Origin of the sequence: Streptomyces sp. NBC_01351, assembly GCF_036237315.1 — a bacterium.
Classification (GTDB): domain Bacteria; phylum Actinomycetota; class Actinomycetes; order Streptomycetales; family Streptomycetaceae; genus Streptomyces.
In genome coordinates this window covers 7,642,689-7,668,045 of sequence record NZ_CP108356.1, presented here as the reverse complement: position 1 = coordinate 7,668,045, position 25,357 = coordinate 7,642,689, and the positions used below count along the sequence as shown (strand labels likewise).

Genomic DNA, 25,357 nt, shown 5'->3' with positions numbered 1-25,357 from the left:
TACACCGAAAACGCTACGACGGGGTGACGCGGGTGACGGTGGGCGCGCTCTAGCGTGGCCGGTATGGAAGAGCAGCGCGAGCGCCGGGACCCTCCGTGGCGGCGATGGGTGGAACGGACCGGGCGGAGCCCGGCCTGGCGCTCGGCGCTGCTCGTCGCGGTCCTCGCCCAGGTCGGCTCCGGATGGGCCGAGCGGGTACAGACCGGGCGGGTGTCGCTGGACTGGCTCGGGCGGCTCCTGCTGCTGCTCGGGCCCGCGCTCCTCGTCGTACGGCACCGGCATCCGTCGGCCGTGGCGTACGGGGTCGCCTTCGTCACCCTGGTGTACGTCGGGGCGGGTTTCCCGTACGGCCCCGTCTTCATCAGCCTCGCCGTGGCCTGCTTCGCCGCGGTGATCGCCGGGCGCCGAAGAGCCGCCTGGGGCGCAGTCGGGATGCTGTGGGCCGGGCACCTGCTCATCGGCCACTGGCTCTACCGGTGGCTCCCGCCCGCCGGGGACGGGCCGGCGCCCTGGGCGCAGGAGCTGGTCATCACCGCGTGGGTGCTGGCGATACTGGCCCTGTCCGAGTTGGTCCGCGTGCGCCGCGAGCAGTGGGCCCGGGAGCGGGCCGAGCGGGTGGCGGCCGAGAGACGCAGGGTGGACGAGGAGCGGCTGCGGATCGCCCGCGAACTGCACGACGTCCTCGCCCACAGCATTTCGGTGATCAACGTCCAGGCGGGCGTCGGGCTGGCCCTCCTCGACACCGATCCGGAGCAGGCGCGTACGGCGCTCACCACCATCAAGGCGGCCAGCAAGGAGGCGCTGGGCGAGGTCCGCCAGGTCCTCGACACCCTGCGCGCCCCCGGGGACGCCCCACGCTCCCCCGCCCCCGGTCTCGACCGGCTCCCCGAGCTGGTGGAACAGGCCGCCGCGGCCGGGCTCACCGTCGTGGTCACGGTCGAGGGGGCCCCGCGGGCGCTGGCTCCCGGCATGGACCTGGCGGCCTTCCGCATCCTCCAGGAGGCCCTGACCAATGTGGTGCGGCACTCCGGCTCGCGTACCGCGCGGATCCGTCTCGGCTGGCAGCCGGGCGCACTCGAACTGCGCGTGGACGACGAGGGCCCGGCGACCGGGGACCCGGCGGGCGGCAGTGGCAACGGTCTGGTCGGAATGCGCGAGCGGGCTTCGGCCCTGGGTGGCACCATCGAGGCCGGTCCACGCCCGGACGGCGGCTTCCGCGTAGTGGCGCGGCTCCCGCTCAAGGCCGCTTCGATCCAGGAGGATCCGTGATCCGTGTACTGCTCGCCGACGACCAGCTGCTGGTGCGGGCGGGGTTCCGGGCACTGCTCGACGCCCAGCCGGACATCGAGGTGGCGGGCGAGGCCGCGGACGGGGAGGAGGCCGTCCGGCTGGTCCGGGAGCTGCGCCCGGACGTGGTGCTGATGGACATCAGGATGCCGGTGCTGGACGGGCTGGCCGCCACCCGTGGGATCACCGGGGACGGGGAACTCGCCGAGGTCAAGGTGGTCATGCTCACCACCTTCGAGCTCGACGAGTACGTCTTTGAAGCCATCCGCTCGGGGGCCTCGGGGTTCCTCGTCAAGGACACCGAGCCAGCGGAGCTGCTGCGTGCGGTCCGTGCGGTGGTCGAGGGGGACGCCCTGTTGTCCCCGGGGGTCACGCGCAGGCTGATCGGCGAGTTCGCGGCCCGCTCGAAGCAGCCCGCCGCCGCGGCCGGGCTGGAGCGGCTCACCGACCGGGAGCGGGAGGTGATGGCGCTGGTGGGCATGGGTCTGTCGAACGAGGAGATCGCCCGCCGTCTGGTGGTCAGCCCGCTCACCGCGAAGACGCACGTCAGCCGGACCATGGTGAAGCTCGCTGCCCGTGACCGCGCGCAGCTCGTCGTGCTGGCCTACGAATCGGGGCTGGTGCGGCCCGGCTGGCTCGGCTGACGACGGCTGTCGGCGACGGCGCGCCGGGCGGTGCTCAGAACATGGTGTTGTCGTTCCTGGAGGCGGGTGGGATGACCTGGAGGACGTCCCAGTGCTCGACGATCTTGCCGTTGTCGTCGAAACGGAAGATGTCGATGCCGGCGTATTCCTCATCGGGCCAGGTCTGGTGGCAGTGCAGGATCACGTGGTCGCCCTCGGCGAAGGCGCGCTTGACCTCCACCCGCTTGCCCGGGTACTCGGCGGCCATGCGCTCGAAGTAGTCGATAAACGCCTGCTTGCCGTCGCCCACGTGCGGGTTGTGCTGGGTATAGGTGTCCCCGACGTACGCCTCCACGGCCTCGGCCGGGCGGCACTGGTTGAACATCAGGTCGTAGAACGCCTTGGCTGTGGCCCTGTTCTTCTCCGGGTCGCTCATGGTGCCACCGTAGGGTCGGGCGCCGGGTGCGGGACGGCGGCGCGCAGGGCGGGGCCGGCAGCGGCGTTCACGAGGGCATCCGCTGCGGCTCGTCCCGTGTGCCCCGCGGGTACTCCAGCGGAAGTACCCGCGGTACAGCCGGCCGTACGACGACCCGCACCGCCTCCCGCGGCCACTCTCGGAGCAAGACGACAACGTCGACGCTTCCGAGGAGCTGAACCGACATGAACACCCTCGACACGCTCAACACCCTCGCCCACGACGGGGCCGGGCCGTGGATCCTGCTCTTCCCGCTGATCTGGGCGGCGGTCGTGATCACCGTCGTGGCGGTGCTGCGCCGCACGGTGTGGCGCGGCCGCCGGGCTTTGTGGGCGGGCCGCGGCGCGGCGCCGTACGGCGAGCGCTCGCCGATCTCGATCCTGGGCCGCCGCTTCGCCTCCGGCGAGATCGACGAGGACGAGTACTGGCGGCGGCTGTCCGTCCTGGACGAGCAGTTCGGCCGCTCCCTCAAGGACGGTACGGCGTGAGCACCGCGACCACCGTCCGGGCGGCGGCGAGGCCGGCGTCCGGGCGGGGCCCGTCACGGGAGGTCGTCGGTCGGCGGATCCGCCGCGTACACGTGGGGGGTGTCGGAGTCCCACTCCAGGAGCTCGGTGTCGCCGAGGACGACCTCGTCGGGATCGGGCATGCCGGCCCGCCGGAGGAACTCGATGACGTCCTCGTCCGAGCGGGCCAGCCCGAGGGACTCCTCGCCTACTTGAGTGCGCAGGGTCACCTGGCGTCCTCCCGACGGGAAGATCCGGTGCACGACGACGGGTGCGTGATGCATACCCCCAGCCTCGCCCCACCCGCCCAAACCGGCACCCCGAGGACCCGGAGGAGCCCGAGGACGCCGAGACGGCCGAAATGTGATTCCTTTCCTCCACCGCGGCCAAGATGATCTCCATGTCACGTAGTTCCATGGCCAACCGTGAGGAACCACCATGAGCAACCACTTCGATGTCGTCGTACTCGGTGCGGGCCCCGGCGGTTACGTAGCCGCCGTCCGCGCCGCCCAGCTGGGCAAGCGGGTCGCGGTCGTGGAGGAGAAGTACTGGGGCGGAGTCTGCCTCAACGTCGGCTGCATCCCCACGAAGGCGCTCCTGCGCAACGCCGAGCTGGCGCACCTGTTCACGCACGAGGCGAAGACCTTCGGCATCGAGGTGGAAGGCAGCGTGTCGTTCGACTACGGCGCGGCGTTCCGACGCAGCCGCCAGGTCGCGGACGGCCGGGTCAAGGGCGTCCACTTCCTGATGAAGAAGAACGGGATCGCTGAGATCGACGGCCGGGGCACGTTCCTCGACGCGCACACCCTCGAGGTGGCGCAGCCCGACGGCACGAACCGCACCCTGACCTTCGACCACTGCATCATCGCGACCGGCGCCACACCGCGGCTGCTGCCCGGCACCCGGCGCAGCGAACGCGTGGTGACGTACGAGGAGCAGATCCTCGCCGACGGCGTACCGCAGTCGATCGTGATCGCCGGCGCCGGTGCCATCGGCATCGAGTTCGCGTACGTCCTGCACAACTACGGCGTGAAGGTGACCGTCGTCGAGTTCCTGGACCGGATCGCGCCGCTGGAGGACGCCGACGTGTCCGCCGAACTCGCCAAGCGGTACCGCAGGCTCGGCATCGACGTGCTGACCTCGACCCGGGTCGAGTCGATCGACGAGTCCGGCCCGCGGGTGCGCGTGACGGTCACCGGGAAGGACGGCGCGGAGAAGGTCCTGGAGGCCGACAAGGTGCTTCAGGCGATCGGCTTCGCGCCGAACGTCACGGGTTACGGGCTGGAGGCCACCGGCGTACGCGTCACCGAGCGCGGCGCGATCGACGTGGACCGCCGCTGCCGCACCTCGGTGCCGCACATCTACGCCATCGGCGACGTGACGGCCAAGCTGATGCTCGCGCACACCGCCGAGGCCATGGGCGTCGTCGCCGCCGAGACCATCGCGGACGCCGAGACGATGGAGCTCGACTACGTGATGATCCCGCGCGCCACCTACTGCCAGCCGCAGATCGCCAGCTTCGGCTGGACCGAGGCGCAGGCGCGGGAGAAGGGCTTCGACGTCAAGGTCGCCAAGTTCCCGTTCACCGCCAACGGGAAGGCGCACGGCCTGGGCGACACCGCCGGTTTCGTGAAGCTGATCAGCGACGCGACGCACGGCGAGATCATCGGAGCCCACCTGATCGGCCCGGACGTCACCGAGCTGCTTCCCGAGCTGACCCTGGCCCAGCAGTGGGACCTGACCGTGCACGAGGTCGCGCGCAACGTGCACGCCCACCCGACCCTGGGCGAAGCGGTCAAGGAGGCCGTGCACGGTCTCGCCGGACACATGATCAACTTCTAGGCCCGGGACGAGGGACTCCCCGCGGGGACGGTGGTGGCGTCGGTGATGCGGAACATCGAGGGGTCCGGGTAGGTCGCCCTCTCCGCGCGCGCCACCTCCTCGACGGCCTCCCGGAAGGCGTCGTCGAAGAGGTCCACGGACTGCAGGAGCCGCAGCCCCCGCAGGGTCGGTTCGAGCAGCGGGCGGGCCATCCGGGCGCCGCCGCCGGAGACGGCGGTGAAGCCCGTCCGCGACATCGCGTGGCGTCCGGCCACCCGCTCGTCGAAGCCCGCGCTCGCGTAGCCGACGATCAGCGCGAGGTCCGTGAGGAACTTGCGCGCGCCCCTGGCCATCTCCTCGGCGCCCTGGAGGGTCTGGACGGAGCCGCCCGCCACCTTGAAGTCGTCGCCGTTGCGCTGGAGACCGCGTGCCTCGTACACGGCGAGTGCCTCCTCGAAGAGGCGGCCCGCCTCGTCGACCGTTTTCATCGCCGTCACGAGCTGCTCGATGTCGATCTCGCGCTTCACTCTGCCTCCAGATCCGGAACGGTGCTGCACAGACCGTAGGAGGCAAAGCCTCCGCTGCGGAACACCCCTGCGGCCGCGAGATCCGTCCGTCACCGAGGGGCCGCCGGGCGCCGCCCCGCCCGGGTGTCCCCGTCCGACCCGAAAAGCCCCACGGCCGGGCCGCGGGCGGGGATACTCGGACGCGTGGAACTGCACATCGATCACCGCTGGCTGCTGGAGCGGCAGGAGGCCCTGTTCAAGGACGTGGAAGTGGCCGACCACTCCGCCCTGGTCGCCGCCGTCGCCCGGCACCGGGTGAACACGCCCAGCCTCGGCGTGGACGATCCCGATGCCTATTGGCGCGCGGCCGCGCTCCTGGAGGCGATCGTGCTGCTCCGCCCGCTCCCGGACTCCAACGAGTACTTCGCCTATGGGGTCGCCGTCGCGTACATCGAGGCCTCCGGCCGGACGGTGGTGGCCGGCTACGAGCAGTGGCGCGAGCTCATCACGGACATCCGCACGCTCCGCGCCACCGTCTACGACGTCGCCGACCGGCTGCGCTCCTGGCGGAACGCCTAGCCGGCCGCAGCGGGCTCAGCGCCTGCGCTGGGCGGGGGTCCCTACGAGGAGCGCGTCGCCGACGAGCCGCACGCCGCGGGCGAGCCGGCTCAGCTGTTCCAGCTCCACCGCGTACATCCTGATCGTGTTCTCTATGACGGACTCGGCCATGCCCAGCATGGGCAGTTCGGCCCGGCTGGTCTGCATGGCCACCCGTACGGCGCGCATCTCGTGCGTCAACTGGAGCTGGACGTGCCGGACCAGGAGCGCGTGGTGGCGGGTCAGGGTCAGGTAGCCGCCGTAGCGGGCCGGGAGGAGGTCCCGCAGCCAGCGCGTGGCGCTGCGTTCCCAGTCGTGGGTCCCGGGGGGCTTGACCTGCAGGGGCCAGTCCGGGCTGCGCGTGAGGGTCGCCGTCTGGGGCATTCTCGTCACTTCCGAGTGGTGTCGAAACTCTGATCGAGACGTTGCGTGGGGGGCGGCCTCGGCCCAGGGGTTGACCGAGGCCGCCATGGGCGCCCTGCGGGATCCGTAAGCCTGGACTCGGCATCCGGCCGCGACGTGAGGAGGTTCGTCGTGCCGGCTGCCCATTCGGGAGGACTTGGGGAGAGTCCTCCTTGGCATCTTGGTGGATCCGGAGCGCCGCCGTCAGTAAACATATATACCGTCGAGTAGGCAAGGGTATGAAAAATTTCATGCATGCCGAAGTGTGAATATGTCCAGGTCGAAGCCGGTTCGGGGGGCCTGGGAAGGCGGGTCCTTACAGGAAGAAGTGGTGCTGCTCGGCGGCGTGCTCGTACTGCTCCAGCCGGGACTGCGTGCGCTCCGGGTCGGCGTCGGCCATGGACTGGAGCAGGGCGGCGGAGAGCATCCCGGGGGCCGCGTAGGAGTCGAACACCAGGCGCGAACCGGTACCCGCGGTCAGCACCACGTCCGCCTCGTCCACCAGCGGCCCCACGGTGGGGTCGGTGATGAGCACGACGCGCAGCCCCGCGCTGCGGGCGAACCGGAGCGCGGCCAGGGTCTCCTTGGCGTGCCGGGGCATGGCGAAGGCCAGCACCCACGTCCCGCCGGCTGCCCGGGACTGGAGCAGGGCGTCGAAGGCGACGCTGCCGCCGCGGGTCACCAGACGTACGTCGGGGTGGATGCGCCGGGCCGCGTACGCGAAGTACTCCGCCAGCGAGACCGAGATGCGCAGGCCGAGGACGGTCAGGGGCACCGAGGCCGCCAGGTCCCGGCCGATGTCGAGCACCTGGTTGGTGTCGGCGAGCAGCCGGCGCACGTTCTCCAGGTTCTCGATCTCGGCGTCGACGGCCGCCTGCAGTTCGTTGCGGCGGATCTGCTCACGGGTGTCGGGGGCTCCGGCGACCGCGCTCAGCGCGATCGGCTGGAGCACGTCACGCAGGGCCGGGTAGCCGCTGAAGCCGAGGGAGGCGGCGAACCGGGTCACCGACGGCTGGCTGACGCCCACCCGCTCGGCGAGCTCGGTGATGGAGAGGAACGCGGCCTCGGTGAGGTGGTCGATCAGGTACTGGGCGATGCGGCGCTGGCCCGGGGACAGCCGGTGGCCGTCGAAGAGCGCGAGGAGCCGGTCGGCGGGAGGGCGGACCTCCTCGGACGACTGATCGCTCGGCTTGATCGCGGCCGCCTGCGCGCGTGCCTGCTGCCCCGATGACACGGGAGGGCCTCCTTCTCCACCACACTCGCGCTCAAACATAGCTCACGCATGCCCGACGAAGATCAATCTTGGGCGCGGGAGGTCACCGGGGCATCGGTGCGGTCGCCCAGGAACTCGTACCAGCGGCGCTGCAGGGACAGGTACCGGGTGTCGGCCTCGACGAGGTCGAGGAAGGAGCCGATCGTGGCGGTGAGCCGCTCGCCGAGGCCGGAGTCGGCGAGGCCGCCGTCCACGCCGAAGGCGTGGTGGGCGCCCGCGAGGCTGAACATGTCGGGGTAGACGCGGGCTCCGAGGTGTTCCAGCGGTACGCGCAGGGCCCAGAGCCCGCGGTTGCCGCCGACCATCGAGGGCGAGGCCGAGACCAGCAGGGACTGCTTGTCCTTGAACGGCTGCGGGCGGTAGCGCGAGACCCAGTCGACGGCGTTCTTCAGCACGCCCGGGACGGAGGCGTTGTACTCCGGGGAGGCGATGACCATGGCCTGTGCGGCCTCGATGCGCTCGCACAGGGCCAACGCCCCCTTCGGCAGCCCCTCGTCGGCCTCCATGTCGCCGTCGTAGGGCGGCATGGGGAAGTCGCCGAGCGTGGCCGGATCGGCGACCGCCCCGGCCCGGCCGATCTGGGCGGCGACGAGGGCCGCGAGGCGTGCGTTGACCGAGCCGGTGCGGGAGGACCCGGAGAGGACGAACACGCGCAGCGAGCCGCGGCCGTGCTCGCCGTCGTGCGGGCGGGCCGGGTCCGTCGGGAAGTGGTCGGGGTCTTGTTCGTGGCCGGTCGGGGTCATCGCCGTCTCCTGATCTTCCTGCTGGGCGGTGGGGGCACGCGCGGCGGGACCCGCACACGCGGGTGTGCGGGTCCCGTCCGGGCCGCCGGGTCACTTGGCGCCGGGGTTCTCCCAGCGGTAGAACTCGTGGGCCATCGCGTCCTTCGGACTGCGCCAGGTCTCCGGGTCGTGCGGACTGATGTACGCGGTGAGCCGGTCGCTGAGCTGCCGGAACTCGGGGTGGTCGGTGACCTTCGCGATGGCCGGGCCCGGGGGCCGGTCCGACTCGATCAGGTGGAGGTACACGTCGCCGAACTGGAACAGGCTGCGGCGGGTGACCCCGACCAGGTGCGGGAGTTCACCGGAGTCCGAGTTCGCGAACAGGTCCGCGATGTCGGGTGCCGACTCCGGCGCCATGCGGGCGACGATGAGAGCGCGGTGCTTGCTGTGCATCCTGCTGTGCGCCTTTCGCTTCACTTCTTCCGGACTGCGCTTGGGGCTGTGCTTGGGGCTGTGCTTCAGATTCGACCGGCGGCGGGAGCGCGGCTCTCGCGCTCCCGCTGCTCGATCTTGTCCCGGATCAGCGCCATCTGGATCTTGGAGTTCCGGTTGATGTTGTCGGTCATCCACGCGTCGTCGACCGGGGCCTGCGGCTTCATCGCGAAGTCCTGCGTCCACTTCATCCGGGTGCCGCCGCCCGGCACTTCGGAGTACTCCCAGTGGATGTCCATGTGCGCGAACGGGCCGGTCTCCACGCGCCGGGCCTTGACCTGGAGGCCCTTGCGGTCGACGGTGCGCTCCGAAACCCAGCTCCACACCGTGCCGTTCTCGTCGGGGTGCATGGTCAGCCGGAAGCGGGTGGTGTCCCCCTCCTGTTCGAGGATGTCGAGGGAGGCGTACTCACTGAACAGGTGCGGCCAGTTCGGCAGGTCGTTGGTCACCTCCCACACGGTGTCGACGGGCGCGTTGACGGTGATCTCGTTCTCGGTGTGTCCTGCCATCTCAGGCTCCGGTCATCAGGCTGTTGTTGACGAGGTCGAGGAATTCCCCGGGGGTCTTGCAGCGGTCGGCGTCGGTGGGCAGGGCCCGTCCGCGCCGGTTCTCCAGCTCACCGACGATGCCGAGCAGGCCCAGCGAGTCGAGGCCGAAGTCGTCAAAGGCGGTGTCCGGACGGTTCGCCATCTCGGAGGGGTCGACGGTGATGCCGGCGGTCTTCATCAGGGCCGCCAGCTCCTCCAGGGTCAGTCGATCGGACATGGTGGCTTCTCTCTTCCTGGAAGGGGACTGCACGAGTCCCTCCGAACTGCGGACTACAGGGGCGCCGAGGGGCCCTTGCGGAGGACGAGCGCGGAGTTCGAGCCCATCCGGCCCCGGCTGAGCACCAGCGCGGTGCGCAGCTCCGCGGGGCGGGCGCTGCCGGTCACGACATCGAGGTCGTGGCACACGTCGTAGACGTTGGGGGTCGGCGGGACGATGCCGTGCTCCAGTGCCAGGGCCGCTGCGGCCGTGTCGAGGGCGGGCGCCGCGCAGTAGGCCCTGCCCGTACCGGACTTGGGGGCCGTGACCGGCACCTTGCGCCCGTGTGCGCCGAGGGCGGCCGTGATGGCCGCGGCCTCGGCCGCGTCGGCCTCCGGCGTACCGAGCGCGTCCGCGAAGACCACGTCGACCTCCTCGGGTGCGCAGCCGGCTTCCCGGAGCGCGCCGCGGATGGCGTGGGCGAGGCCCTCGCCGGACTCCTCCGGCCGCAGGGTGCCGGTGAAGGTCGCGGCGTGGCCGGCGAGTACGGCGCGTACGGTCGCGCCGCGCCGCCGGGCGGCCTCCTCGTCCTCGACGACGAACATCGCGCCGCCCTCCGCGGGGACGTACCCGCAGGCCTTGGCGGTGAACGGCCGGTAGGCCCGCTCGGGGTCGTCCCGGGTGCTCAGGCCCTCGTACCCCAGCTGGCAGACGATGGAGTACGGCGCGAGCGGCGCCTCGGTGGCGCCGACCAGCATCGCCCGGCTGCCCTGGCGGATCGCCCGGCCGGCGTGCGCGAAGGCGTCCAGCCCGCCCGCCTCGTCGCTGGCCACCACCCCGCAGGGGCCCTTGAGGCCCCGCCGGATGGAGATCTGGCCGGTGCTCGCGGCGTAGAACCAGGCGATGGACTGGTACGGGCCCACGTAGCGCGGCCCCTGCTCCCAGAGGTGTTGCAGCTCGCGCTGCCCGAACTCGCCGCCGCCGGAGCCGGCCGCGGTGACGACCCCGATGGAGTAGGGGTCGCCCTCGTAGTCGGCGCGGCCGAGCCGGGCGTCCTCCAGGGCGAGGTCGGCCGCGGCGAGCGCGTGGTGGGTGAACCGGTCGGTCTGGACGAGGAAGCGGTCCTCGACCATCGAGCCGGGGTCGAAGCCGCGCACCTCGCCCGCCACGCGCAGCGGCAGGTGCTCGCACCCGGCCCTGGTGACGCGGTCCAGCACGCTGACGCCTGACTGGGTCGCCTTCCAGAAGGCGTCGGCGCCGATGCCGTTGGGCGCGACGACCCCGATGCCCGTGATGACCGTACGGCTGCTGGTCATGACACCTCCTCCTTCGGCCGGGACATGACGACGGCGGACTGGAACCCGCCGAAGCCGCTGCCGACGGACAGGACGCTGCGCAGGGTGCGGGCGCGGGCGGTGCGCGGGACGTAGTCCAGGTCGCACTCGGGGTCGGGCGTCTCGTAGTTGGCGGTCGGCGGGACCACCTGGTGGTTCATCGCGAGGACGCAGGCGGCGAGTTCGATCGCGCCGATGGCGCCGAGGGAGTGGCCCACCATGGATTTGATGGAGGTCATCGGCGTCTTGTAGGCGTGGTCGCCCAGGACCCGCTTGACCGCCGCCGTCTCGTGGCGGTCGTTCTGCTTGGTCCCGGAGCCGTGCGCGTTGACGTAGTCGATCTCGTCGGCGCCGATCCGGGCCTGGGCCAGGGCGGTTTCGATCGCCCGGGCCATTTCCAGGCCCTCGGCGGTCAGGCCGGTCATGTGGTGGGCGTTGCCGAAGGTGGCGTAGCCGCCGATCTCGCAGTAGACGGTCGCACCGCGGGCGCGGGCGTGTTCCAGCTCTTCGAGTACGAGGACCGCGCCGCCCTCGCCGAGGACGAACCCGTCCCGGTCGGCGTCGAACGGCCGGGAGGCATGGGCCGGGTCGTCGTTGTTCGGCGACGTCGCCTTGATGGCGTCGAAGCAGGCCACGGTGATCGGCGATATGGGTGAGTCGGAGGCGCCGGCGATGCACACGTCCATCCGGCCCTCCGCGATGGAGTGGACGGCGTACCCGATGGCGTCGAGTCCGGAGGTGCATCCGGTGGAGACGGTCTGCACCGGGCCCCGCGCGCCCGTCTCCTCCGCGACGGCGGAGGCGAGGGTGGCGGGGGTGAACGCCCGGTGCAGGTGGGCTCCGGCGAGCCGGTGGTCGACGTCCCACCACGCACCGGACTGGCTCACGGCCACGTAGTCGTGCTCCAGGCGGGTGGTGCCGCCGACGGCGGTGCCGAGGGAGACCCCGGTCCGCCAGGCCTCGTCCGTGGTGAGATCGAGGCCGGAGTCGCGCAGCGCCTCGCGGGCTGCGACCAGGGCGAACTGGATGTACCGGTCCGCCCGGGCGGCGTCCTCCCCGGTGAGGCCGTGCGCGGCCGGGTCGAAGTCGACCTCCGCGGCTATCCGGGAGCGGAACCCCTCCGGGTCGAAGAGGGTGATGCCGCGGGTGGCCGTACGGCCGTTGGAGAGCAGGTCCCAGAAGGCGCCGACCCCGATCCCGCCGGGGGCGACGACGCCGACCCCGGTCACCGCCACCCGGCGGCGGGTCACGAGACCACTCCCGTGCGGTCCGGCGGCTGCTCCCAGGCGGTGCTCTCCGGGTGCGGGGCCTCCTCGGTGTCGACGTGCCCGAGCTCCGGGCGCGGGGCGAGCGGGCCGAGGTGAAAGACCATGCGGGCCTCGGTGCCCCCGACGTTGCGGAAGCGGTGGCGCACGTTCAGCGGCACGAGCAGGCCCTGGTCGGTGCGCAGCGGGTGGGCCTCACCGTCGAGGTCCACCTCCAGCCGGCCGGCGACCACGTACACGAACTCCTCGGAGTACGGGTGGTAGTGCTCGGCGATGGACTCCCCGGGCGCCATGATCGCCATGCCCATGAAGCCGCTGGTGGAGCCCACCGAGGTCGGGGTGAGCACGGCCCTCAGGTCGCCTCCGCGCCTCCGGTTGGGCGGCGTCTCGCTGAGGTCCACGATGCGTGGGCGGTGTTTGGTCATGGCGGGTTCCTCCTGGCGTGTGGGGTGCCTGGACGGGGATGTGGGGTGGAGCTCGGAGTGGTCTCGGGGGGGGAGCTCGGTGGGTCAGGACTGCGCGGGGGCCCGGCGGTCGGTGATCAGGTTCATGGTGTGGCGCGCGGCGCGGGGCTGCCCGCCGGGCGCGGCCATCAGGCGCTCGAGGACGGCGGTCTTGCGCGGGCCCGCGGCGCCGAGGGTGGCTCCCGGCTCGGCGTCGAACGGGCCGCTCACGTCGATCAGCCTCACGACGATGTCGTCGCGCTGGAAGATGCTGCTGCTCCGAACGGGGCTCGTGGGCAGGTCCGCGGCGGCCTCGTCCTGGCGGGCCAGGAACTCGGCGAGCGCGGGGCCGCAGCCGGGCTTGGCCGGGTAGAAGAGCGCGTGGCGGGTCACGTCGGCGGAGTCCGGCTCCTCGGCGGCGATGTGGTGGACCGCGGGGAGGGCCGCGCGCATGAAGAACATGCGGGCGGACTCGGGGTCGCCGAGGTCCCGGTCCTGTTCGAGGTAGGGGTTGATGGCCTCCTCGACGGCGCGCACCTCGGGCTGTTCGGAGACGTGCCGCAGGGCCGCCATCAGGTCGCCCTGGACCTCCACCGTGCGTACCACCCGGTTGCCGTGCATGAAGAGCGAGGTGCGGCACAGGCGGGTGTGGTCGTCGACGCGGGCCGCCGGGGAGGCGTAGCTGGAGAGGATGGCGGCGACCTGCTCCTCACTGCCCGGCTTGACGGTGAAGGTCAGCGCGTGGCGCACGATGCCGGCGCCGAGCCGGGGCACGGGCTGGAGCCGGGCGGCGACCTGGCCGGAGGCCTGGTCGTAGCCGCGGCCGGTCTCGCGCAGGACGGTGAACTTGAGCGGGCGCATGGCCCGGGCGCAGGCGCCCAGCGGCTTCACCTGTTCGGCGTGGTGTTCGCTGTTGACCCAGGCGAGGTACTGCGGGGCACTCTCCCACTCGCTGGTGATGAGCCATTGGGAGGGATTCTCGAAGGACTGGCACAGCTGGTCCCTGATGTGTCCCGGAACGGACGCGATGTCGTGGCGGAGTTGCTCGTACGCCTCGAAGAACTGCTGCTGGGTCCCTTCGTGGAGGTCCATCAGCAGGACGACCCGGAGCATGGAGCCGTCGAAGGCTGACTGCGACACCCGTTCGGACAGGGTGGTTGTCATCTACTCACTCCTTCATGAGGGGGTGGAGACCCATCGCGTACGGACCCCTCGTCCGTCACCGGTGGCGTCCACCCGGGCCGGCGGCCGCCTCGGTCGGGAACGGCAGGCCGGCGCTTCTGTTCGGGGGCGCCGCTGTCGCTCATCGTCGTCCGGGTGGGGACGTACCGCTACATGTCCGCATCAAGCGGGTGACAACCGGCGAATCAACCGGGCCTGATCTTCGATCGGTGGCATAAAGACTCCACTCCCCCACACAGAAAACAGGAGCCCACAGCTGATGGAAGACAAAGCCGATGTTCGCGTACCGGTTCTCGTCGTGGGCGGCTCGCTCGTGGGCCTGTCCACCTCGCTTTTCCTGAGCCGCCACGGAGTGCGGCACCTGCTCGTCGAGAAGCACTCCGGTACCTCCGAGCACCCGCGCGGCCGGGGCATCAACGCCCGGACGATGGAGCTGTTCCGCACGGCGGGAGCCGAGCACGAGATCCGCCGCGCGGCGTCCGTACTGGAGGGGACCCAGGGCATTCTGCAGGCCACGTCACTGGTCGACGGCGACCACAACTGGCTGGTCAAGTCGATCGATCCGTCCGGGGCGCTGCGCCGGTTCAGCCCGACCGGCTGGTGCCTGTGCAGCCAGAACAACATCGAGCCGGTACTGGCCGCGCAGAGCCGCGCACTGGGCGCCGACATCCGCTTCTCCACCGAGCTGATGACCTTCGACCAGGACGCGACGGGGGTGAGCGCCATCGTGAAGGACCGCGAGACCGGCGAGCACACCACCGTGCGCGCGGATTTCCTGATCGCGGCGGACGGTCCGCGCAGTCCCGTACGGGAGCAGCTGCGCATCCCCCAGACGGGCAACGGCGAGCTGTTCCACAACGTGAGCGTGACCTTCCGCTCGGAGCGGCTCCCCGAGGTGCTGGGCGATCTGCGGTTCATCGTCTGCTACTTGATGCGCCCGGGCGCCGACGGGGCGCTGCTCCCGGTGGACAACGGCACGCAGTGGGTCTTCCACGCCCCCTGGCACCCGGAGACCGGCGAGACGCTGGAGGACTTCACCGACGAGCGGTGCGTCGAGCAGATCCGGGCCGCGATCGGCGTGCCGGACCTGGACGTGGTGATCGGCGGCAAGGCGCCGTGGCACGCGGCCGAACGGGTGGCGGAACGGTACTCCGCCGGCCGGGTGTTCCTGGCCGGTGACGCGGCCCACGAGATGTCGCCCACCGGTGCGTTCGGCTCCAACACCGGCATCCAGGACGCGCACAACCTGGCCTGGAAGATCGCCGCGGTGCTGGACGGCTCGGCCGGCATGGAACTGCTCGACACGTACGAGGCCGAGCGGCTCCCGGTGGCCCTGGCCACGAGCGCGCGCGCCTCGGCCCGTTCGGCCGAGCACAGCCACCCGGGGTACGCCCCGCCGCCCACGATGGGCGGCGGACCGGGCAGCGGGGTCCTCACCACGGCGATGGGCTACTGCTACCCCGAGGGCGCGGTCGTCGGCGGCGACGCCGACCGGCCGATCATCCCGGAGGCGCTGCGGCTGAAGGGCGACACGGGCACCCGGGCCCCGCACATGTGGCTGACCAGGTCCGGCGAGCGGATCTCCTCGCTGGACCTGTACGAGCGCTCGTTCGTGCTGCTCAGCGGCGCGGGCACGCCGTGGCGGGCGGCCGGCGAGCAGGTGGCCGAGGAGCTGTCGGCGCGCCTGGACGCCTACGCCATCGGCTCCGGGCGGGAGGCGGACCTGGTCCCGGAGGGCGACGCCGACTGGGCGGAGGTCCACGAGACGAGCCCCGAGGGCGCCGTCCTCGTACGGCCGGACGGGTTCGTGGCGTGGCGCTCGGAGGGCTCCGTGCCCGATGCCCGGGAGGCGCTGCGGAGCGCCCTCGCGACGGTGCTGCGCCGGGCGTGACCACCTCGCTCCCCCTTCCGCCGGCCGTGCGCGCGGCCGGCGGACGGGGTTCAGCGGCAGGCCCAGCAGCCTGCCCAGCAGCCGGTGTTCGACCGGGCCGGCCGGCGCCCTGGGCGGTGCCCGGCGCCCTTCGTGCCGGTCCCGGTCCGGTTCCGGCCGCCGTGGCCGTCGCCGTCATCGGCGGTACGTCGTGCGCAGCAGGCGACCACGAGTGCGATCGCGGCCAGTTCCTCGGGCTCGGCGTGGCCCCGCTCGACGCGGAACAGGCTCGCCGTCGGGGCTGCCGGGGCTATCGGGGCGTCGTTCGTCATCGGCACGGCCTCTCTCACGGGGGCTGCGCGTGCGCCCGGTCGTCGGGTCGCGCGGGGCGGACCGGCGGGGCGCCGGCGCGGGCGGCACACGTGCGGCTCGGCGCGCTGGCGGGACGTGTTCCGCGGATGCGAACCGGCCTGCGGAGTCCTGTCGGGTCACCGGGACTCCTGACGCGATCGACGCTACAAGCGCGCCGGGTGCCCGGCACTCGGGGGAATCCGTTCCGCCATCCGGCCGCCACAGCGGCGGCCGTGCCGAGGGAACTGCCGTGACCGCCCACCTGCCCCTGTTCTGCCGGGGCTGCGCCGGTCAGCTGTACGCCGTCTGCACCACCGACCGCGGTGGCCGCGGCGGCGGCCGGAACACGGTCGGCGAGTGGGAGGTGGACCACGAGATGCCCGTGCTGTGCCCGCTCTCCGCCCTGCTTCCGCTCACCGGGACGGCGGCCTCCGTCCACGAACTGCCGGGCGCGCAGGAGGTGCTCGGCCCGGCCTACTGAACTCGTACGGGGGATTGGGCCTGACGGGTGATGGCCGGCCGCCACGGCGGTCGGCTCCGAGCGTTCGACGAATGAACCGATCCGACCTCGGGACCCTTTCCCGGTTCGAACTCTTGACGCCCGAAGGGGTGGGGAGCACAGTGTCCAGCGGTCCCCAGTGAGAGCGCTCTCAAAGGGCTCTCGAACGGCGGGCTCCGCCTGCTCTTCCCCCGCACCGCGCCGCACAGCGCGCTTCAGAGAGGGCATCCATGCGCACGACATCCCGTACGGAACGGCCGCCCGTCCGGCGGTCCGTCTTAGCCGCGCTCGGCACGGTCGCCGTGGTCGTGGCCGCCGCGGTGGCGGCCACGCTGCCCGCCGGCGCCACCGCTCCCCCCACCCCGGCCGGCTGGTCCCAGGTGTTCCTCGACGACTTCAACGGGCCCGCGGGCTCCGGCGTGAACACCGCCGACTGGCAGTACACCACCGGTACGAGTTACCCCGGCGGCCCCGCGAACTTCGGCACCGGCGAGATCGAGACCATGACCGCGGACCCCGCCAACGTCTCCCTCGACGGGACGGGCAACCTGCGGATCACCCCGAGGCGGGACGCCGCGGGCAACTGGACCTCCGGCCGCGTCGAGACCAGGCGGTCCGACTTCCAGCCGGCGGCGGGCGGCAAGCTGCGCGCCGAGGCCCGCATCCAGATGCCGAACGTCACGGGCCCCGCGGCCAAGGGCTACTGGCCGGCGTTCTGGATGCTCGGCGCCCCCTACCGCGGCAACTGGTGGAACTGGCCGGGCATCGGCGAGCTCGACATCATGGAGAACGTCCAGGGCCTCAACAACGTCTGGGTGACCATGCACTGCGGCACCAGCCCGGGCGGCCCCTGCAACGAGACCTCCGGCATCGGCGGCCAGCGGGTCTGCCCCGGCACCAGCTGCCAGGCCGGCTTCCACACGTACGCCGTGGAGTGGGACAGGTCGACGGCCGTCGAGGAGATGCGCTTCTCCGTCGACGGGATCCACTTCCACACCGTGCGCGCGAACCAGGTGGACGCGGCCACCTGGACCAACGCCACCAACCACGGGTACTTCATCATCCTGAACGTGGCCATGGGCGGCGGGTTCCCGGACGCCTTCGGCGGCGGCCCCGACGCGGGCACCGTGCCCGGCCACCCCATGGTGGTCGACTACGTGTCCGTGCTGCGGTCGACGGGGAGCACGCCCACGACGCCCCCGCCCACGACACCGCCGCCGACGACGCCCCCGACGGGCGACCGTGACGCGTACTCCGCCATCCAGGCCGAGTCGTACGACGGCCAGTCGGGGCTGATCAAGGAGGGCACCTCCGACACCGGCGGCGGCCAGAACCTCGGCGCCATCGGCAACGGCGACTGGGCCCTGTACCGGGGCGTCGACTTCGGGTCCGCGGCCGCGCGGCAGTTCTTCGCACGGGTCGCCTCGGGAGCGGCCGGCGGGGTCAGCGGGCTCGTCGAAGTCCGGCTGGACAGCCGGACCAGCGCGCCGATCGGCAGCTTCTCCGTGGCGAACACCGGCGGCTGGCAGAGCTGGCGGACGGTGCCGGCGAACATCAGCGGGGTCACGGGCAGGCACGACGTCTACCTGACCTTCACGAGCGGCCAGGGCTCCGACTACGTGAACGTCAACTGGTTCGACTTCGGCCACTGACCGGCCCGGACCGGACAGGACCGGACCGAAGACGGCCCGTACCGCCCGGAGCGCCCCCGGCCTCCCGGCGGTACGGGCTACCCTGCTGCCCGGCGCGGCGACCGCCCGCGGACACCCAGGAGGAGCCCCGTGCCCGAACAGCGTCCCGGGAACCGCCCCACCCTGGAGGCGGTGGCGACCCGCGCCGGGGTGTCCCGGGCCACCGCGTCCCGCGTGGTCAACGGCGGCGACGGGGTCCGCGCGCACCTGGCGGACAAGGTGCGCGAGGCCGTACGCGATCTGGGCTACGTACCGAACCCAGCGGCCCGCACCCTGGTCACCCGGCGCACCGGCGCGGTCGCGGTGATCATCGCCGAGCCGGAGAACCGGATCTTCTCCGACCCCTTCTTCTCCCGCCAACTGCGCGGCATCAGCAAGGAGTTGACCGCGCACGACACACAGCTGGTGCTGCTGCTGGTGGAGGACCGGAGCGACTACGACCGGATCGAGCGCTACCTCGCCGGCGGGCACGTCGACGGGGCGCTCGCCTTCTCCCTGCACACCGACGACCCGCTGCCCGCGATCACCCGCAGGATGGGCATGCCCACGGTGTACGGCGGCCGGCCGGGCTGGACCGACGGGGCCACCGGCACGGCGTACGTGGACGCGGACAACCGCGGGGGCGCGCGGGAGGCCGTACGGTACCTGGTCGCGCAGGGGCGCGAGCGCATCGCGCACATCGCGGGCCCGCTCGACCAGACCTCGGCCGCCGACCGGCTGAGCGGCTACCGGGACGTCCTGCCGGAGGCCGACGCCGCGCTGGTCGCCGAGGGAGATTTCACCGCGGCGGGCGGGGCTCGGGCGATGGCCGAACTGCTCGACCGCTGCCCGGGCATCGACGCGGTGTTCGTGGCGAACGACCTCATGGCGACGGGCGCGCTGCGGGTGTTGCGGGAGCGCGGGCGCGCCGTTCCGGCGGAGGTGGCGGTGGTCGGGTTCGACGACGCCGAGGCGGTGGCTTCGATCGCCGACCCGCCGCTGACGACCGTGCGTCAGGACATCGAGGGCATGGGGCGGTTGATGGCGCGCCTGTTGCTGGAGACGCTGGGCGGGGGCAGTGAGGAGCGCGCCGCGCCCAGATCCGTGGTCACCGCCACGTCACTGGTGCGGCGCGCTTCGGCCTGAGGCCCGGTCAGCGCACCGGGCACTGCTTCCAGGAGAAGTGGTAGACGCTGTTGATGCTGCCGTCCGTCGAGTCGAGGGCCATGAAGCTGACCTTCGACGGGTCGGAGGTGCCGACCTCCGTCCGCAGTTCGGTGTTGATGTTGAAGTTGCGCTTCTCCCCGCAGGGCGCGAAGACCAGGGCCTCGATGCCCGTGGTGTCGGTCGCCTGCCAGTTGTCGTCGAGCGCGCCCGTGAACTTGTGGGTGCGCTGGGCCGTCTGGCTCATGCCCTGGAAGTAGTAGCTCGCCTTCTGCGTGCCGATCGCGCCCGGCTGCAGGCTGCCGAAGCCCCGGTAGTCGACCCGGGCCACGGCGTAGGTGAAGCCCTGCGGCACGTGCACCACGAGGGACAGGAGGCAGTTCTTGCGACCCTCGACGGCGGAGACTCCGCCGCCGGCCTGGGCCAGGTACTCGCTGTAGGTGACGGTGAAGGCCGAGTTGTCCGGTGCCACGGCGACGGTGGCACTGCCCGGTCGGCAGCCCGAGCCGTTCACGGTGGCGACGTCCACGCCCACCTTGTCCGGCGGAGCGGAGGGCGAGGCGGGGGCGGAGGCCCCGGCCGAGGGGGTGAGCGTGACGAGAGCTGCGGTCACGGCTGCTGCGGTGAATCCGGTACGAAGCGACTTGATCACGTCGACATGGATAGCGCCCCGCGGCGGCCCCGGGCGGTCGGCGCGGTGGACGGCTGCCCGCTCTCACCTCTATGGCCGCAGCTGATCACGTCATATCGAGTATTTCGTGGCGATCCTTCCAGTGTCTCCGCAACCTGCCAGACCCTGAGGAGGCCCCCATCGGGCGGCCTGAAGTACCGGCAGGTCGAACTACCGTCACCCACTCGGTGAAAACCAGCCGGCGCCACCTGGAGCTCCGGCGGACCGGGGTCCGGGGCGCCTCGATCGGGCTCCGCACCCCGCCGACCGCGGCGGACGCGCCGCCCGGGTACTACATGCTGTTCCTGCTCGACGAGAAGGGCGTGCCCAGCGGGGCGAAGTGGGTGAAGCTGGGCGCCCGTTGACCCCGGTCACGGCACCCGCGGCTCGACCGTCGCCAGCCACCGTGTCAGGAGCCGCTCCAACTGCGCCGCGTCCTCGGCTTCGAGCCCTTCGAGCAGGTGTCGTTCATTGCGCATGTGCTCCGTGAAGGCCCGGTCGATCAGGTCCCGTCCCGCGGGGGTGAGCCCGACCACGCGGCCCCGGCCGTCGGCGGCCGACCGGCGGCGGGTGACGAGGCCGTCGCGTTCGAGCCTGTCGATCCTCTTGCTCATCGCGCCCGTGGTCACCATGGTGTGGGACGCGAGTTCGCCGGGCGCCCGCTCGAAGGGCTCACCCGCCCGCCGCAGCGCGGCCAGGACGTCGAACTCCCCCTCGCTCAGGCCGTACCGGCGGTAGACGAGACAGAGCTGTTCCGTCAGGAGCAGGCCGAGGCGGTGCAGCCGTCCGATCACGCCCTGCGGGCTGACATCCACATCCGGCCGCTCACGGGCCCACTCGGCCTGGATGCGGGCGACCTGGTCAATAGCTTCCATGGAAGATATAATATCTTCCATGGAAGCCAATCTGCGGTGGTCACTGGTCACGGCCGTCGCACCGGTCGCCTGGGGAACGACCTACTTCGTCACGCGGGAGTTCCTGCCCGCCGACACTCCGCTGTACGGAGCGGTGTTCCGGGCATTGCCCGCGGGGCTGCTGCTCCTGGCCGTGCGCCGGAAGGTCCCCAGCGGGTCCTGGTGGTGGAAGTCCCTGCTGCTCGGCGTGCTCAACATGGGCGGCTTCTTCGCGTTGGTGTACCTCGCCGCCCAGCGGCTCCCGACGAGCGTGGCCACGACGGTGATGGCGACCGGACCACTGGTCATGATGCTGATCGCGTGGGGTCTGATCGGAGAGCGCCCCGGACCGCGGCACCTGGCGGGCGCGGGCCTCGGTGTGGGCGGCGTGTGCCTGATGCTGCTCACCTCGACCGTGGCGCTCGACGCGCTCGGCCTGCTCGCCTCGGTCGCCGCCATGGGGATGTCCGCGCTGGGCTTCGTCCTCGCCAAGCGGTGGAGCGCCGAGGTGGACGTTCTGGCCGCCACCTCCTGGCAGCTGCTGGGCGGCGGCCTGGTGCTCCTTCCGCCGGCCGTGATCGCGGAGGGAGCGCCGCCGGCCGTCGACGGGCCTGCGCTGCTGGCCTTCGGCTACGTCACACTGGTGTCCACGGCCCTCGCCTTCACCGCATGGTTCGCGGGCCTGCGGCGCCTGCCCGCTGCGGCGGTGGGGCTGATCGGCCTGCTCAATCCGGTGACGGGCGTGCTGCTCGGCACGGCGGTCGCGGGCGAGACGCTCAGCCTCCGGCAGCTGTGCGGTCTCGCGCTCGCCCTGACGGGGATCCTCCTGGGCCGCCCCGCCACGCGGGCGTCGACCACCGCAGGCGTACGACCGCCGCGCGCCCGGAGATTCGTACGAGACCGGTGATGGGCCCGTCGACCGCCGGGGCGGTCAGCGGAAGCAGACGAGCGCCACGTGCCCGGAAATTTCCATGTAGTCGATGAAGTCGCCCATCACCAGGACCGCGTCGTACGGGGCCAGCGCGAGGTCGGGGCCCCGCCCCACCTGAACCGTGGCCGACCCTTCCAACGCGAGCACGAGCAGGGTCTCGTCCGATACGACGGCGCGCGAGAGCCGGCCCCGTACGACGGCGGTCACCACCTCCGCGGCCCCCTGGCGGTGCATCACGTTGAAGTTCACGACGGGCCCCGAGAGCAGCCGGCAGTCGGTCTGCTCGTCCCCGGGGAACTCCTGCGGCGCGAACCGCTCGTCCACGAGTCGGCGTACGCCCCCGACCGTGAGGTCCATGCCCGCGCCCTCCACGAGGGTGAGGGTGCGGTCGATCCCGGGGAAGGGTGAGAAGGGACCGTCGGCCGCGACCTCGGCGAGGCTCGCCCGCCAGACGAAGTCGTCCATGCCGGCCCCGTAGGGGAAGACCGCGATCTCCCGGGTGACTCCCCCGCCGTTCTTCCAGGCGGTGGCGGCGCGGTCGGCTGCCCGCAGGATCCGGACCTGGGCGCCGCTCTTCACGCTTCCGCCCCGGCCAGCCGCGCGCGCAGCTCGGCGTCGTCGGCGAGGAACCAGGTCTGGGTGCCGCGGTTGCACTCGCGGACGAAGTCCCGCAGGGCCGAACTGGCCTCGGTGTGGCGGGAAATGTCGCCGAGGACGATGATCCCCATCCGGTACTGGACGAACTTCTGGATGATCCCGCCGGCGACGCGCGTGCCGAGACGGAAGAAGGATTCGTCGAAGCGCTCGACGGGGATGACGACCCACCGGGCCCCCTGGTAGCCGGCGTTGCCGATGTGGTCCAGGGCTTCGCGTTCGCCCGCGATGACCTCCCCCTCGGCCTCACACACCAGGACGGGTACGTCGTTGATGGTCCGCAGAGTACTCATGGAGATCGAGGCTACTTCAGGCGTCCTTCTCCATGGTGGGGCGCAGCCGATCCAGCAGGGCGTAGAGCGTGGCGCTCTCGGCCTCGTCGAGGGTGTCCAGGGCGCTGTGCGTCACCTGCATCTCCTCCCGGACCCTACGGATGATCTCGCGGCCCGCTTCCGTGGCGACCACGTTCTTGACCCGGCGGTCGGCGGGAGCGGGCTCGCGGCGCACCAGTTCCCGGGCTTCCAGGCGGTCGACGATTCCGGTCACGTTCGAGGCGTCGCACACCAGCAGCGTGGCGAGGCCGCGCATCGGCACGGGGCCGTCGAGCTGGGCGAGGACCCGGGCCTGGGTGGAGGTGAGGCCGTAGCGGGCGGCGGCGGCCGCGAAGTCGCGCCACTGGGCGGTGCCGATGGCGGCGAGCAGTTCCAGCAGCTGGAGCTTGGCGGGGGCGTGCGGGGCGGCGGTGTCGCTCATGCCTGGAGCGTACCCAGAATGGTTGACATTATCAATTGTTTACTTGACCACCTTAACTATCGAGGTCTACCTTCGGTCGAGTTACTTGATGACATCAAACATCTCCCCCGTGAAGCTCCGAAGCGCGAAGAAGGTCCCGCCCGCCATGAGCACCCCCTCCCCCGCCGCCGCCCAGGCCACCGGGCGCCGGAACGAGACGGTCATCGTCTTCGCCCTGAGCCTGGCCGCCATGGTCGTGTCGATGATGCAGACCCTGCCGGTCCCGATCCTGGGCCTCATCCGCGCCGACCTCGGCACCACGACCGCCGGGGTGAGCTGGGTGACCACGGCCACGCTGCTGTCGGCGGCGGTCTTCACCCCGCTGCTGGGCCGGTTCGGCGACCAGCACGGCAAGAAGCCCACCCTGGTGGCCGTGCTCGGCGTCATGGTCGTCGGCTCCGTGATCACCGCGCTGGCCTCCTCGCTGCCGCTGCTGATCCTGGGCCGGGTGCTCCAGGGCGCCGCCACCGCGATCTTCCCGCTGGCCCTGTCCGTGCTGCGCGAAGAGGTCCGGCCGCAGAAGCTTCCGGGCGCGATGGCGCTGGTCAGCGGCACGCTCGCGTTCGGCAGCGGTCTCGCCCTCGTGGCCACGGGCCTGCTCACCTCCGGTTCCGGGGCCGACTACCGCAATGCCTTCTGGATGGCGACCGGCTTCGCCGTCCTCGCCCTGCTCGCCGTGGTCCTCCTGGTCCCGGCGACCCGGCACAAGACCGGTGGGCGCACCGACTTCCTCGGCGCGCTGACGCTCGGCCTCACGCTGCTGCTCCTCCTGCTGCCGATCTCCCAGGGCCACGAGTGGGGCTGGGCCTCCGGCCGTACGCTGGGCAGCTTCGCCGGCGCCGCGGTCATGGCCGCCGTGTGGGTGGTGACCGAGCTCAAGGTGCGCGAGCCGCTGGTCGACATGCGCATGTTCATCCACCGCCCGGTGCTGATGGCCAACCTGGCCGGCATCCTCGTCGGCTTCGGGATGTTCGCGAACTTCCTGGGCGTCTCCTACCTCGTCCAGATGCCCGAGGCCCTCACCGGCTACGGCTTCGACGCCTCGATCCTGCGCGCGTCCGTGCAGTTCCTGCTGCCCGGCGCGATCGTCTCGCTGCTCGCCTCTCCCATCGGCGGGCAGCTGGTCCGCCACCGCGGTCCGCGCGCGGCGCTGGGCCTGGCCGCCGGGCTCGGGGCCCTCGGGTTCGCCTGGCTGGCCCTCGACCACGCGCACACCGCCTCCGTGATCGGCGCCGGACTCGTCGTGGGCGCGGCCGTGAGCTTCGGCTACGCGGCCATGCCCGCGGTGATCATGGCGAGCGTTCCGCCCCAGCAGAGCGGCATCGCCAACGGCATCAACTCGATCTCCCGCTCCACGGGCAGCGCGATCGGCAGCGCGGTCGTCACCACGATCCTGGCGTCGAAGACCATCGAGCACCTGCCGGCGGGCGTGCCGCCGCTGCCCGCCGAATCCGGCTTCACCCTCACCTTCGTGATCGGGGCGGTGGCCTTCGCCCTGGTTGCCCTGATCAGCCGGTTCGGCCTGCGGGGCGGTCAGGGCACGGTGTCCGCCGCATCGGATCCGGCCGAGACCGGGACCGCGCCGACCCCGGCCAAGGCCGGCGCGACCGCCTGACGCCCGATCCCGCCGCGTGTCGTGCCCGGCGGGTCGGCCGCGGGGCCTTGCATGGTGGGTGCATGAAGGCTACGGAGGTCATCACCGACGGTTTCGGCCGCATCCGGGAGCTCGTCCACGAGGTCGTGGACGGGCTCCCGGCGCAGACGCTCAACGCACGCGTCGACCCGGCCGCCAACTCGATCACCTGGCTGGTCTGGCACCTCACCCGGATCCAGGACGACCACATCGCGGACGCGGCGGACCTGGAACAGGTCTGGCGGTCCCAGGACTGGGCAGCCCGCTTCGCCCTGCCGCTGCCCGCGGATTCGACCGGGTACGGACACACCGCCCACCAGGTCGCAGCCGTCCGGGTCGACTCGGGCGAGCTGCTGCTCGGCTACCACGACGCGGTGCACGAACAGACGGTCCGGTTCCTCCACACCGTCAGCGCCGCCGACCTGAACCGCGTGGTCGACGAGCGCTGGGACCCGCCGGTCACCCTGGGGGTCCGCCTGGTGAGCGTCCTGGGCGACGACTGGCAACACGCGGGCCAGGCCGCCTTCGTACGGGGCTTGCTGGAGCGCAGCGGGTAAC

Annotated in this window: 32 protein-coding genes; 13 read left to right on the top strand and 19 right to left on the bottom strand. The window is 71.9% G+C overall.

Features of this window, described 5'->3' with window-relative positions:
• The first annotated feature begins 63 nt into the window (after positions 1 to 63).
• Positions 64 to 1,269 (top strand): sensor histidine kinase, encoded by a 1,206-nt coding sequence (locus tag OG625_RS35335; protein WP_329389144.1) that lies wholly within the window; start codon positions 64 to 66, stop codon positions 1,267 to 1,269.
• Complete coding sequence (locus tag OG625_RS35330; protein ID WP_329389142.1) at positions 1,266 to 1,931, top strand: response regulator transcription factor; 666 nt, start codon at positions 1,266 to 1,268, stop codon at positions 1,929 to 1,931. The genes OG625_RS35335 and OG625_RS35330 overlap by 4 nt, the downstream gene beginning before the upstream one ends.
• Positions 1,932 to 1,965: 34 nt before the next feature.
• Here OG625_RS35330 and OG625_RS35325 read toward each other — a convergent pair whose 3' ends face one another.
• Positions 1,966 to 2,346 carry a nuclear transport factor 2 family protein gene (locus OG625_RS35325; RefSeq protein WP_329389140.1) on the bottom strand — a complete coding sequence of 127 codons (381 nt, stop codon included), beginning with the start codon at positions 2,344 to 2,346 and terminating at the stop codon, positions 1,966 to 1,968.
• A gap of 224 nt (positions 2,347 to 2,570) precedes the next feature.
• Between OG625_RS35325 and OG625_RS35320 the strand changes: the two genes are divergently transcribed.
• Entirely contained in the window at positions 2,571 to 2,873 is a 303-nt protein-coding gene (locus OG625_RS35320) for an SHOCT domain-containing protein (RefSeq protein WP_329389138.1), read from the top strand.
• 53 nt (positions 2,874 to 2,926) lie between these two features.
• Here OG625_RS35320 and OG625_RS35315 read toward each other — a convergent pair whose 3' ends face one another.
• On the bottom strand, positions 2,927 to 3,175 hold the full coding sequence (locus tag OG625_RS35315) for a hypothetical protein (RefSeq protein ID WP_329389135.1): 249 nt from the start codon (positions 3,173 to 3,175) through the stop codon (positions 2,927 to 2,929).
• A gap of 154 nt (positions 3,176 to 3,329) precedes the next feature.
• On the opposite strand from OG625_RS35315, the gene lpdA reads away from it, so the two are divergent.
• Positions 3,330 to 4,733, top strand: coding sequence for a dihydrolipoyl dehydrogenase (lpdA, locus tag OG625_RS35310; protein ID WP_329389133.1), 1,404 nt, complete (start codon positions 3,330 to 3,332; stop codon positions 4,731 to 4,733).
• On the opposite strand, the gene OG625_RS35305 is transcribed toward lpdA, so the two are convergent.
• The gene (locus tag OG625_RS35305) at positions 4,730 to 5,239 is read right to left on the bottom strand and encodes a hypothetical protein (RefSeq protein WP_329389131.1); all 510 of its coding nucleotides are present in this window, start codon (positions 5,237 to 5,239) and stop codon (positions 4,730 to 4,732) included. The two genes, lpdA and OG625_RS35305, sit on opposite strands and share 4 nt — an antisense overlap.
• A gap of 183 nt (positions 5,240 to 5,422) precedes the next feature.
• Here OG625_RS35305 and OG625_RS35300 point away from each other — a divergent pair, with 183 nt between their 5' ends.
• Entirely contained in the window at positions 5,423 to 5,797 is a 375-nt protein-coding gene (locus OG625_RS35300; RefSeq protein ID WP_329389129.1) for a toxin Doc, read from the top strand.
• A 15-nt stretch (positions 5,798 to 5,812) separates the two neighbouring features.
• On the opposite strand, the gene OG625_RS35295 is transcribed toward OG625_RS35300, so the two are convergent.
• From OG625_RS35295 to OG625_RS35250, 10 genes are all read right to left on the bottom strand, one after another.
• Positions 5,813 to 6,199, bottom strand: coding sequence for a hypothetical protein (locus OG625_RS35295; RefSeq protein WP_329389127.1), 387 nt, complete (start codon positions 6,197 to 6,199; stop codon positions 5,813 to 5,815).
• Between the two features lie 334 nt (positions 6,200 to 6,533).
• Positions 6,534 to 7,451: a MurR/RpiR family transcriptional regulator gene (locus OG625_RS35290; RefSeq protein WP_329389125.1), complete on the bottom strand. Its 918-nt coding sequence runs from the start codon at positions 7,449 to 7,451 to the stop codon at positions 6,534 to 6,536.
• Between the two features lie 62 nt (positions 7,452 to 7,513).
• Positions 7,514 to 8,146: an NADPH-dependent FMN reductase gene (locus OG625_RS35285; RefSeq protein ID WP_329391228.1), complete on the bottom strand. Its 633-nt coding sequence runs from the start codon at positions 8,144 to 8,146 to the stop codon at positions 7,514 to 7,516.
• A gap of 177 nt (positions 8,147 to 8,323) precedes the next feature.
• A complete protein-coding gene (locus OG625_RS35280) occupies positions 8,324 to 8,665 on the bottom strand; it encodes a TcmI family type II polyketide cyclase (RefSeq protein WP_329389123.1) in 342 nt (113 codons plus the stop codon).
• Between the two features lie 65 nt (positions 8,666 to 8,730).
• The gene (locus tag OG625_RS35275) at positions 8,731 to 9,213 is read right to left on the bottom strand and encodes an SRPBCC family protein (RefSeq protein WP_329389121.1); all 483 of its coding nucleotides are present in this window, start codon (positions 9,211 to 9,213) and stop codon (positions 8,731 to 8,733) included.
• A gap of 1 nt (position 9,214) precedes the next feature.
• Positions 9,215 to 9,469, bottom strand: coding sequence for an acyl carrier protein (locus OG625_RS35270; RefSeq protein WP_329389119.1), 255 nt, complete (start codon positions 9,467 to 9,469; stop codon positions 9,215 to 9,217).
• 53 nt (positions 9,470 to 9,522) lie between these two features.
• Positions 9,523 to 10,764, bottom strand: a complete 1,242-nt coding sequence (locus tag OG625_RS35265) for a beta-ketoacyl synthase N-terminal-like domain-containing protein (RefSeq protein ID WP_329389117.1) — start codon at positions 10,762 to 10,764, stop codon at positions 9,523 to 9,525.
• Positions 10,761 to 12,032 carry a beta-ketoacyl-[acyl-carrier-protein] synthase family protein gene (locus OG625_RS35260; RefSeq protein ID WP_329389115.1) on the bottom strand — a complete coding sequence of 424 codons (1,272 nt, stop codon included), beginning with the start codon at positions 12,030 to 12,032 and terminating at the stop codon, positions 10,761 to 10,763. The genes OG625_RS35265 and OG625_RS35260 overlap by 4 nt, the downstream gene beginning before the upstream one ends.
• Positions 12,029 to 12,472 (bottom strand): cupin domain-containing protein, encoded by a 444-nt coding sequence (locus OG625_RS35255; RefSeq protein ID WP_329389113.1) that lies wholly within the window; start codon positions 12,470 to 12,472, stop codon positions 12,029 to 12,031. Before OG625_RS35255 ends, OG625_RS35260 begins: the two co-directional genes overlap by 4 nt.
• 84 nt (positions 12,473 to 12,556) lie before the next feature.
• Positions 12,557 to 13,654: a SchA/CurD-like domain-containing protein gene (locus tag OG625_RS35250; RefSeq protein ID WP_329389111.1), complete on the bottom strand. Its 1,098-nt coding sequence runs from the start codon at positions 13,652 to 13,654 to the stop codon at positions 12,557 to 12,559.
• 277 nt (positions 13,655 to 13,931) lie between these two features.
• Between OG625_RS35250 and OG625_RS35245 the strand changes: the two genes are divergently transcribed.
• Complete coding sequence (locus OG625_RS35245; RefSeq protein ID WP_329389109.1) at positions 13,932 to 15,563, top strand: FAD-dependent oxidoreductase; 1,632 nt, start codon at positions 13,932 to 13,934, stop codon at positions 15,561 to 15,563.
• 50 nt (positions 15,564 to 15,613) lie between these two features.
• Here the strand turns inward: OG625_RS35245 and OG625_RS35240 are convergent, their stop codons facing one another.
• Positions 15,614 to 15,874, bottom strand: coding sequence for an acyl-CoA carboxylase subunit epsilon (locus OG625_RS35240; protein WP_329389107.1), 261 nt, complete (start codon positions 15,872 to 15,874; stop codon positions 15,614 to 15,616).
• 269 nt (positions 15,875 to 16,143) lie between these two features.
• On the opposite strand from OG625_RS35240, the gene OG625_RS35235 reads away from it, so the two are divergent.
• From OG625_RS35235 to OG625_RS35225, 3 genes are all read left to right on the top strand, one after another.
• Positions 16,144 to 16,374: a hypothetical protein gene (locus tag OG625_RS35235; protein ID WP_329389105.1), complete on the top strand. Its 231-nt coding sequence runs from the start codon at positions 16,144 to 16,146 to the stop codon at positions 16,372 to 16,374.
• 248 nt (positions 16,375 to 16,622) lie between these two features.
• A complete protein-coding gene (locus OG625_RS35230; protein ID WP_329389103.1) occupies positions 16,623 to 18,044 on the top strand; it encodes a glycoside hydrolase family 16 protein in 1,422 nt (473 codons plus the stop codon).
• Positions 18,045 to 18,173: 129 nt separating this feature from the next.
• On the top strand, positions 18,174 to 19,208 hold the full coding sequence (locus tag OG625_RS35225; protein ID WP_329389101.1) for a LacI family DNA-binding transcriptional regulator: 1,035 nt from the start codon (positions 18,174 to 18,176) through the stop codon (positions 19,206 to 19,208).
• Positions 19,209 to 19,215: 7 nt separating this feature from the next.
• On the opposite strand, the gene OG625_RS35220 is transcribed toward OG625_RS35225, so the two are convergent.
• On the bottom strand, positions 19,216 to 19,875 hold the full coding sequence (locus OG625_RS35220; protein WP_443067923.1) for a DUF4360 domain-containing protein: 660 nt from the start codon (positions 19,873 to 19,875) through the stop codon (positions 19,216 to 19,218).
• A 74-nt stretch (positions 19,876 to 19,949) separates the two neighbouring features.
• Here OG625_RS35220 and OG625_RS35215 point away from each other — a divergent pair, with 74 nt between their 5' ends.
• Positions 19,950 to 20,261: a galactose oxidase early set domain-containing protein gene (locus OG625_RS35215; RefSeq protein WP_329389098.1), complete on the top strand. Its 312-nt coding sequence runs from the start codon at positions 19,950 to 19,952 to the stop codon at positions 20,259 to 20,261.
• A 6-nt stretch (positions 20,262 to 20,267) separates the two neighbouring features.
• On the opposite strand, the gene OG625_RS35210 is transcribed toward OG625_RS35215, so the two are convergent.
• Entirely contained in the window at positions 20,268 to 20,771 is a 504-nt protein-coding gene (locus tag OG625_RS35210) for a MarR family winged helix-turn-helix transcriptional regulator (RefSeq protein ID WP_329389096.1), read from the bottom strand.
• Between the two features lie 19 nt (positions 20,772 to 20,790).
• Here OG625_RS35210 and OG625_RS35205 point away from each other — a divergent pair, with 19 nt between their 5' ends.
• Complete coding sequence (locus OG625_RS35205) at positions 20,791 to 21,696, top strand: EamA family transporter (protein WP_329389094.1); 906 nt, start codon at positions 20,791 to 20,793, stop codon at positions 21,694 to 21,696.
• Positions 21,697 to 21,720: 24 nt separating this feature from the next.
• Here OG625_RS35205 and OG625_RS35200 read toward each other — a convergent pair whose 3' ends face one another.
• The 3 genes from OG625_RS35200 to OG625_RS35190 are packed head-to-tail and all read right to left on the bottom strand — an operon-like array spanning position 21,721 to position 23,127.
• The gene (locus tag OG625_RS35200) at positions 21,721 to 22,299 is read right to left on the bottom strand and encodes a HutD/Ves family protein (protein WP_329389092.1); all 579 of its coding nucleotides are present in this window, start codon (positions 22,297 to 22,299) and stop codon (positions 21,721 to 21,723) included.
• Positions 22,296 to 22,667, bottom strand: coding sequence for a DUF4180 domain-containing protein (locus OG625_RS35195; RefSeq protein WP_329389090.1), 372 nt, complete (start codon positions 22,665 to 22,667; stop codon positions 22,296 to 22,298). The genes OG625_RS35200 and OG625_RS35195 overlap by 4 nt, the downstream gene beginning before the upstream one ends.
• 16 nt (positions 22,668 to 22,683) lie before the next feature.
• Positions 22,684 to 23,127 (bottom strand): MarR family winged helix-turn-helix transcriptional regulator, encoded by a 444-nt coding sequence (locus OG625_RS35190; RefSeq protein ID WP_329389088.1) that lies wholly within the window; start codon positions 23,125 to 23,127, stop codon positions 22,684 to 22,686.
• A 145-nt stretch (positions 23,128 to 23,272) separates the two neighbouring features.
• Between OG625_RS35190 and OG625_RS35185 the strand changes: the two genes are divergently transcribed.
• Together OG625_RS35185 and OG625_RS35180 are read left to right on the top strand one after the other, a co-directional pair.
• Positions 23,273 to 24,781 carry an MFS transporter gene (locus OG625_RS35185; RefSeq protein WP_329391225.1) on the top strand — a complete coding sequence of 503 codons (1,509 nt, stop codon included), beginning with the start codon at positions 23,273 to 23,275 and terminating at the stop codon, positions 24,779 to 24,781.
• Between the two features lie 62 nt (positions 24,782 to 24,843).
• Positions 24,844 to 25,356 (top strand): mycothiol transferase, encoded by a 513-nt coding sequence (locus tag OG625_RS35180; RefSeq protein ID WP_329389086.1) that lies wholly within the window; start codon positions 24,844 to 24,846, stop codon positions 25,354 to 25,356.
• Position 25,357: the final 1 nt, after the last annotated feature.

Excerpts from the sequence above, each read along its gene's own strand:
- OG625_RS35335 (WP_329389144.1), top strand. The coding sequence starts at position 64 with ATGGAAGAGCAGCGCGAGCGCCGGGACCCTCCGTGGCGGCGATGGGTG.
- OG625_RS35325 (WP_329389140.1), bottom strand. The coding sequence starts at position 2,346 with ATGAGCGACCCGGAGAAGAACAGGGCCACAGCCAAGGCGTTCTACGAC.
- OG625_RS35320 (WP_329389138.1), top strand. The coding sequence starts at position 2,571 with ATGAACACCCTCGACACGCTCAACACCCTCGCCCACGACGGGGCCGGG.
- OG625_RS35315 (WP_329389135.1), bottom strand. The coding sequence starts at position 3,175 with ATGCATCACGCACCCGTCGTCGTGCACCGGATCTTCCCGTCGGGAGGA.
- lpdA (WP_329389133.1), top strand. The coding sequence starts at position 3,330 with ATGAGCAACCACTTCGATGTCGTCGTACTCGGTGCGGGCCCCGGCGGT.
- OG625_RS35295 (WP_329389127.1), bottom strand. The coding sequence starts at position 6,199 with ATGCCCCAGACGGCGACCCTCACGCGCAGCCCGGACTGGCCCCTGCAG.
- OG625_RS35280 (WP_329389123.1), bottom strand. The coding sequence starts at position 8,665 with ATGCACAGCAAGCACCGCGCTCTCATCGTCGCCCGCATGGCGCCGGAG.
- OG625_RS35275 (WP_329389121.1), bottom strand. The coding sequence starts at position 9,213 with ATGGCAGGACACACCGAGAACGAGATCACCGTCAACGCGCCCGTCGAC.
- OG625_RS35270 (WP_329389119.1), bottom strand. The coding sequence starts at position 9,469 with ATGTCCGATCGACTGACCCTGGAGGAGCTGGCGGCCCTGATGAAGACC.
- OG625_RS35265 (WP_329389117.1), bottom strand. The coding sequence starts at position 10,764 with ATGACCAGCAGCCGTACGGTCATCACGGGCATCGGGGTCGTCGCGCCC.
- OG625_RS35255 (WP_329389113.1), bottom strand. The coding sequence starts at position 12,472 with ATGACCAAACACCGCCCACGCATCGTGGACCTCAGCGAGACGCCGCCC.
- OG625_RS35250 (WP_329389111.1), bottom strand. The coding sequence starts at position 13,654 with ATGACAACCACCCTGTCCGAACGGGTGTCGCAGTCAGCCTTCGACGGC.
- OG625_RS35245 (WP_329389109.1), top strand. The coding sequence starts at position 13,932 with ATGGAAGACAAAGCCGATGTTCGCGTACCGGTTCTCGTCGTGGGCGGC.
- OG625_RS35240 (WP_329389107.1), bottom strand. The coding sequence starts at position 15,874 with ATGACGAACGACGCCCCGATAGCCCCGGCAGCCCCGACGGCGAGCCTG.
- OG625_RS35230 (WP_329389103.1), top strand. The coding sequence starts at position 16,623 with ATGCGCACGACATCCCGTACGGAACGGCCGCCCGTCCGGCGGTCCGTC.
- OG625_RS35215 (WP_329389098.1), top strand. The coding sequence starts at position 19,950 with ATGGCCGCAGCTGATCACGTCATATCGAGTATTTCGTGGCGATCCTTC.
- OG625_RS35210 (WP_329389096.1), bottom strand. The coding sequence starts at position 20,771 with ATGGAAGCTATTGACCAGGTCGCCCGCATCCAGGCCGAGTGGGCCCGT.
- OG625_RS35205 (WP_329389094.1), top strand. The coding sequence starts at position 20,791 with ATGGAAGCCAATCTGCGGTGGTCACTGGTCACGGCCGTCGCACCGGTC.
- OG625_RS35195 (WP_329389090.1), bottom strand. The coding sequence starts at position 22,667 with ATGAGTACTCTGCGGACCATCAACGACGTACCCGTCCTGGTGTGTGAG.
- OG625_RS35190 (WP_329389088.1), bottom strand. The coding sequence starts at position 23,127 with ATGAGCGACACCGCCGCCCCGCACGCCCCCGCCAAGCTCCAGCTGCTG.
- OG625_RS35185 (WP_329391225.1), top strand. The coding sequence starts at position 23,273 with ATGAGCACCCCCTCCCCCGCCGCCGCCCAGGCCACCGGGCGCCGGAAC.
- OG625_RS35180 (WP_329389086.1), top strand. The coding sequence starts at position 24,844 with ATGAAGGCTACGGAGGTCATCACCGACGGTTTCGGCCGCATCCGGGAG.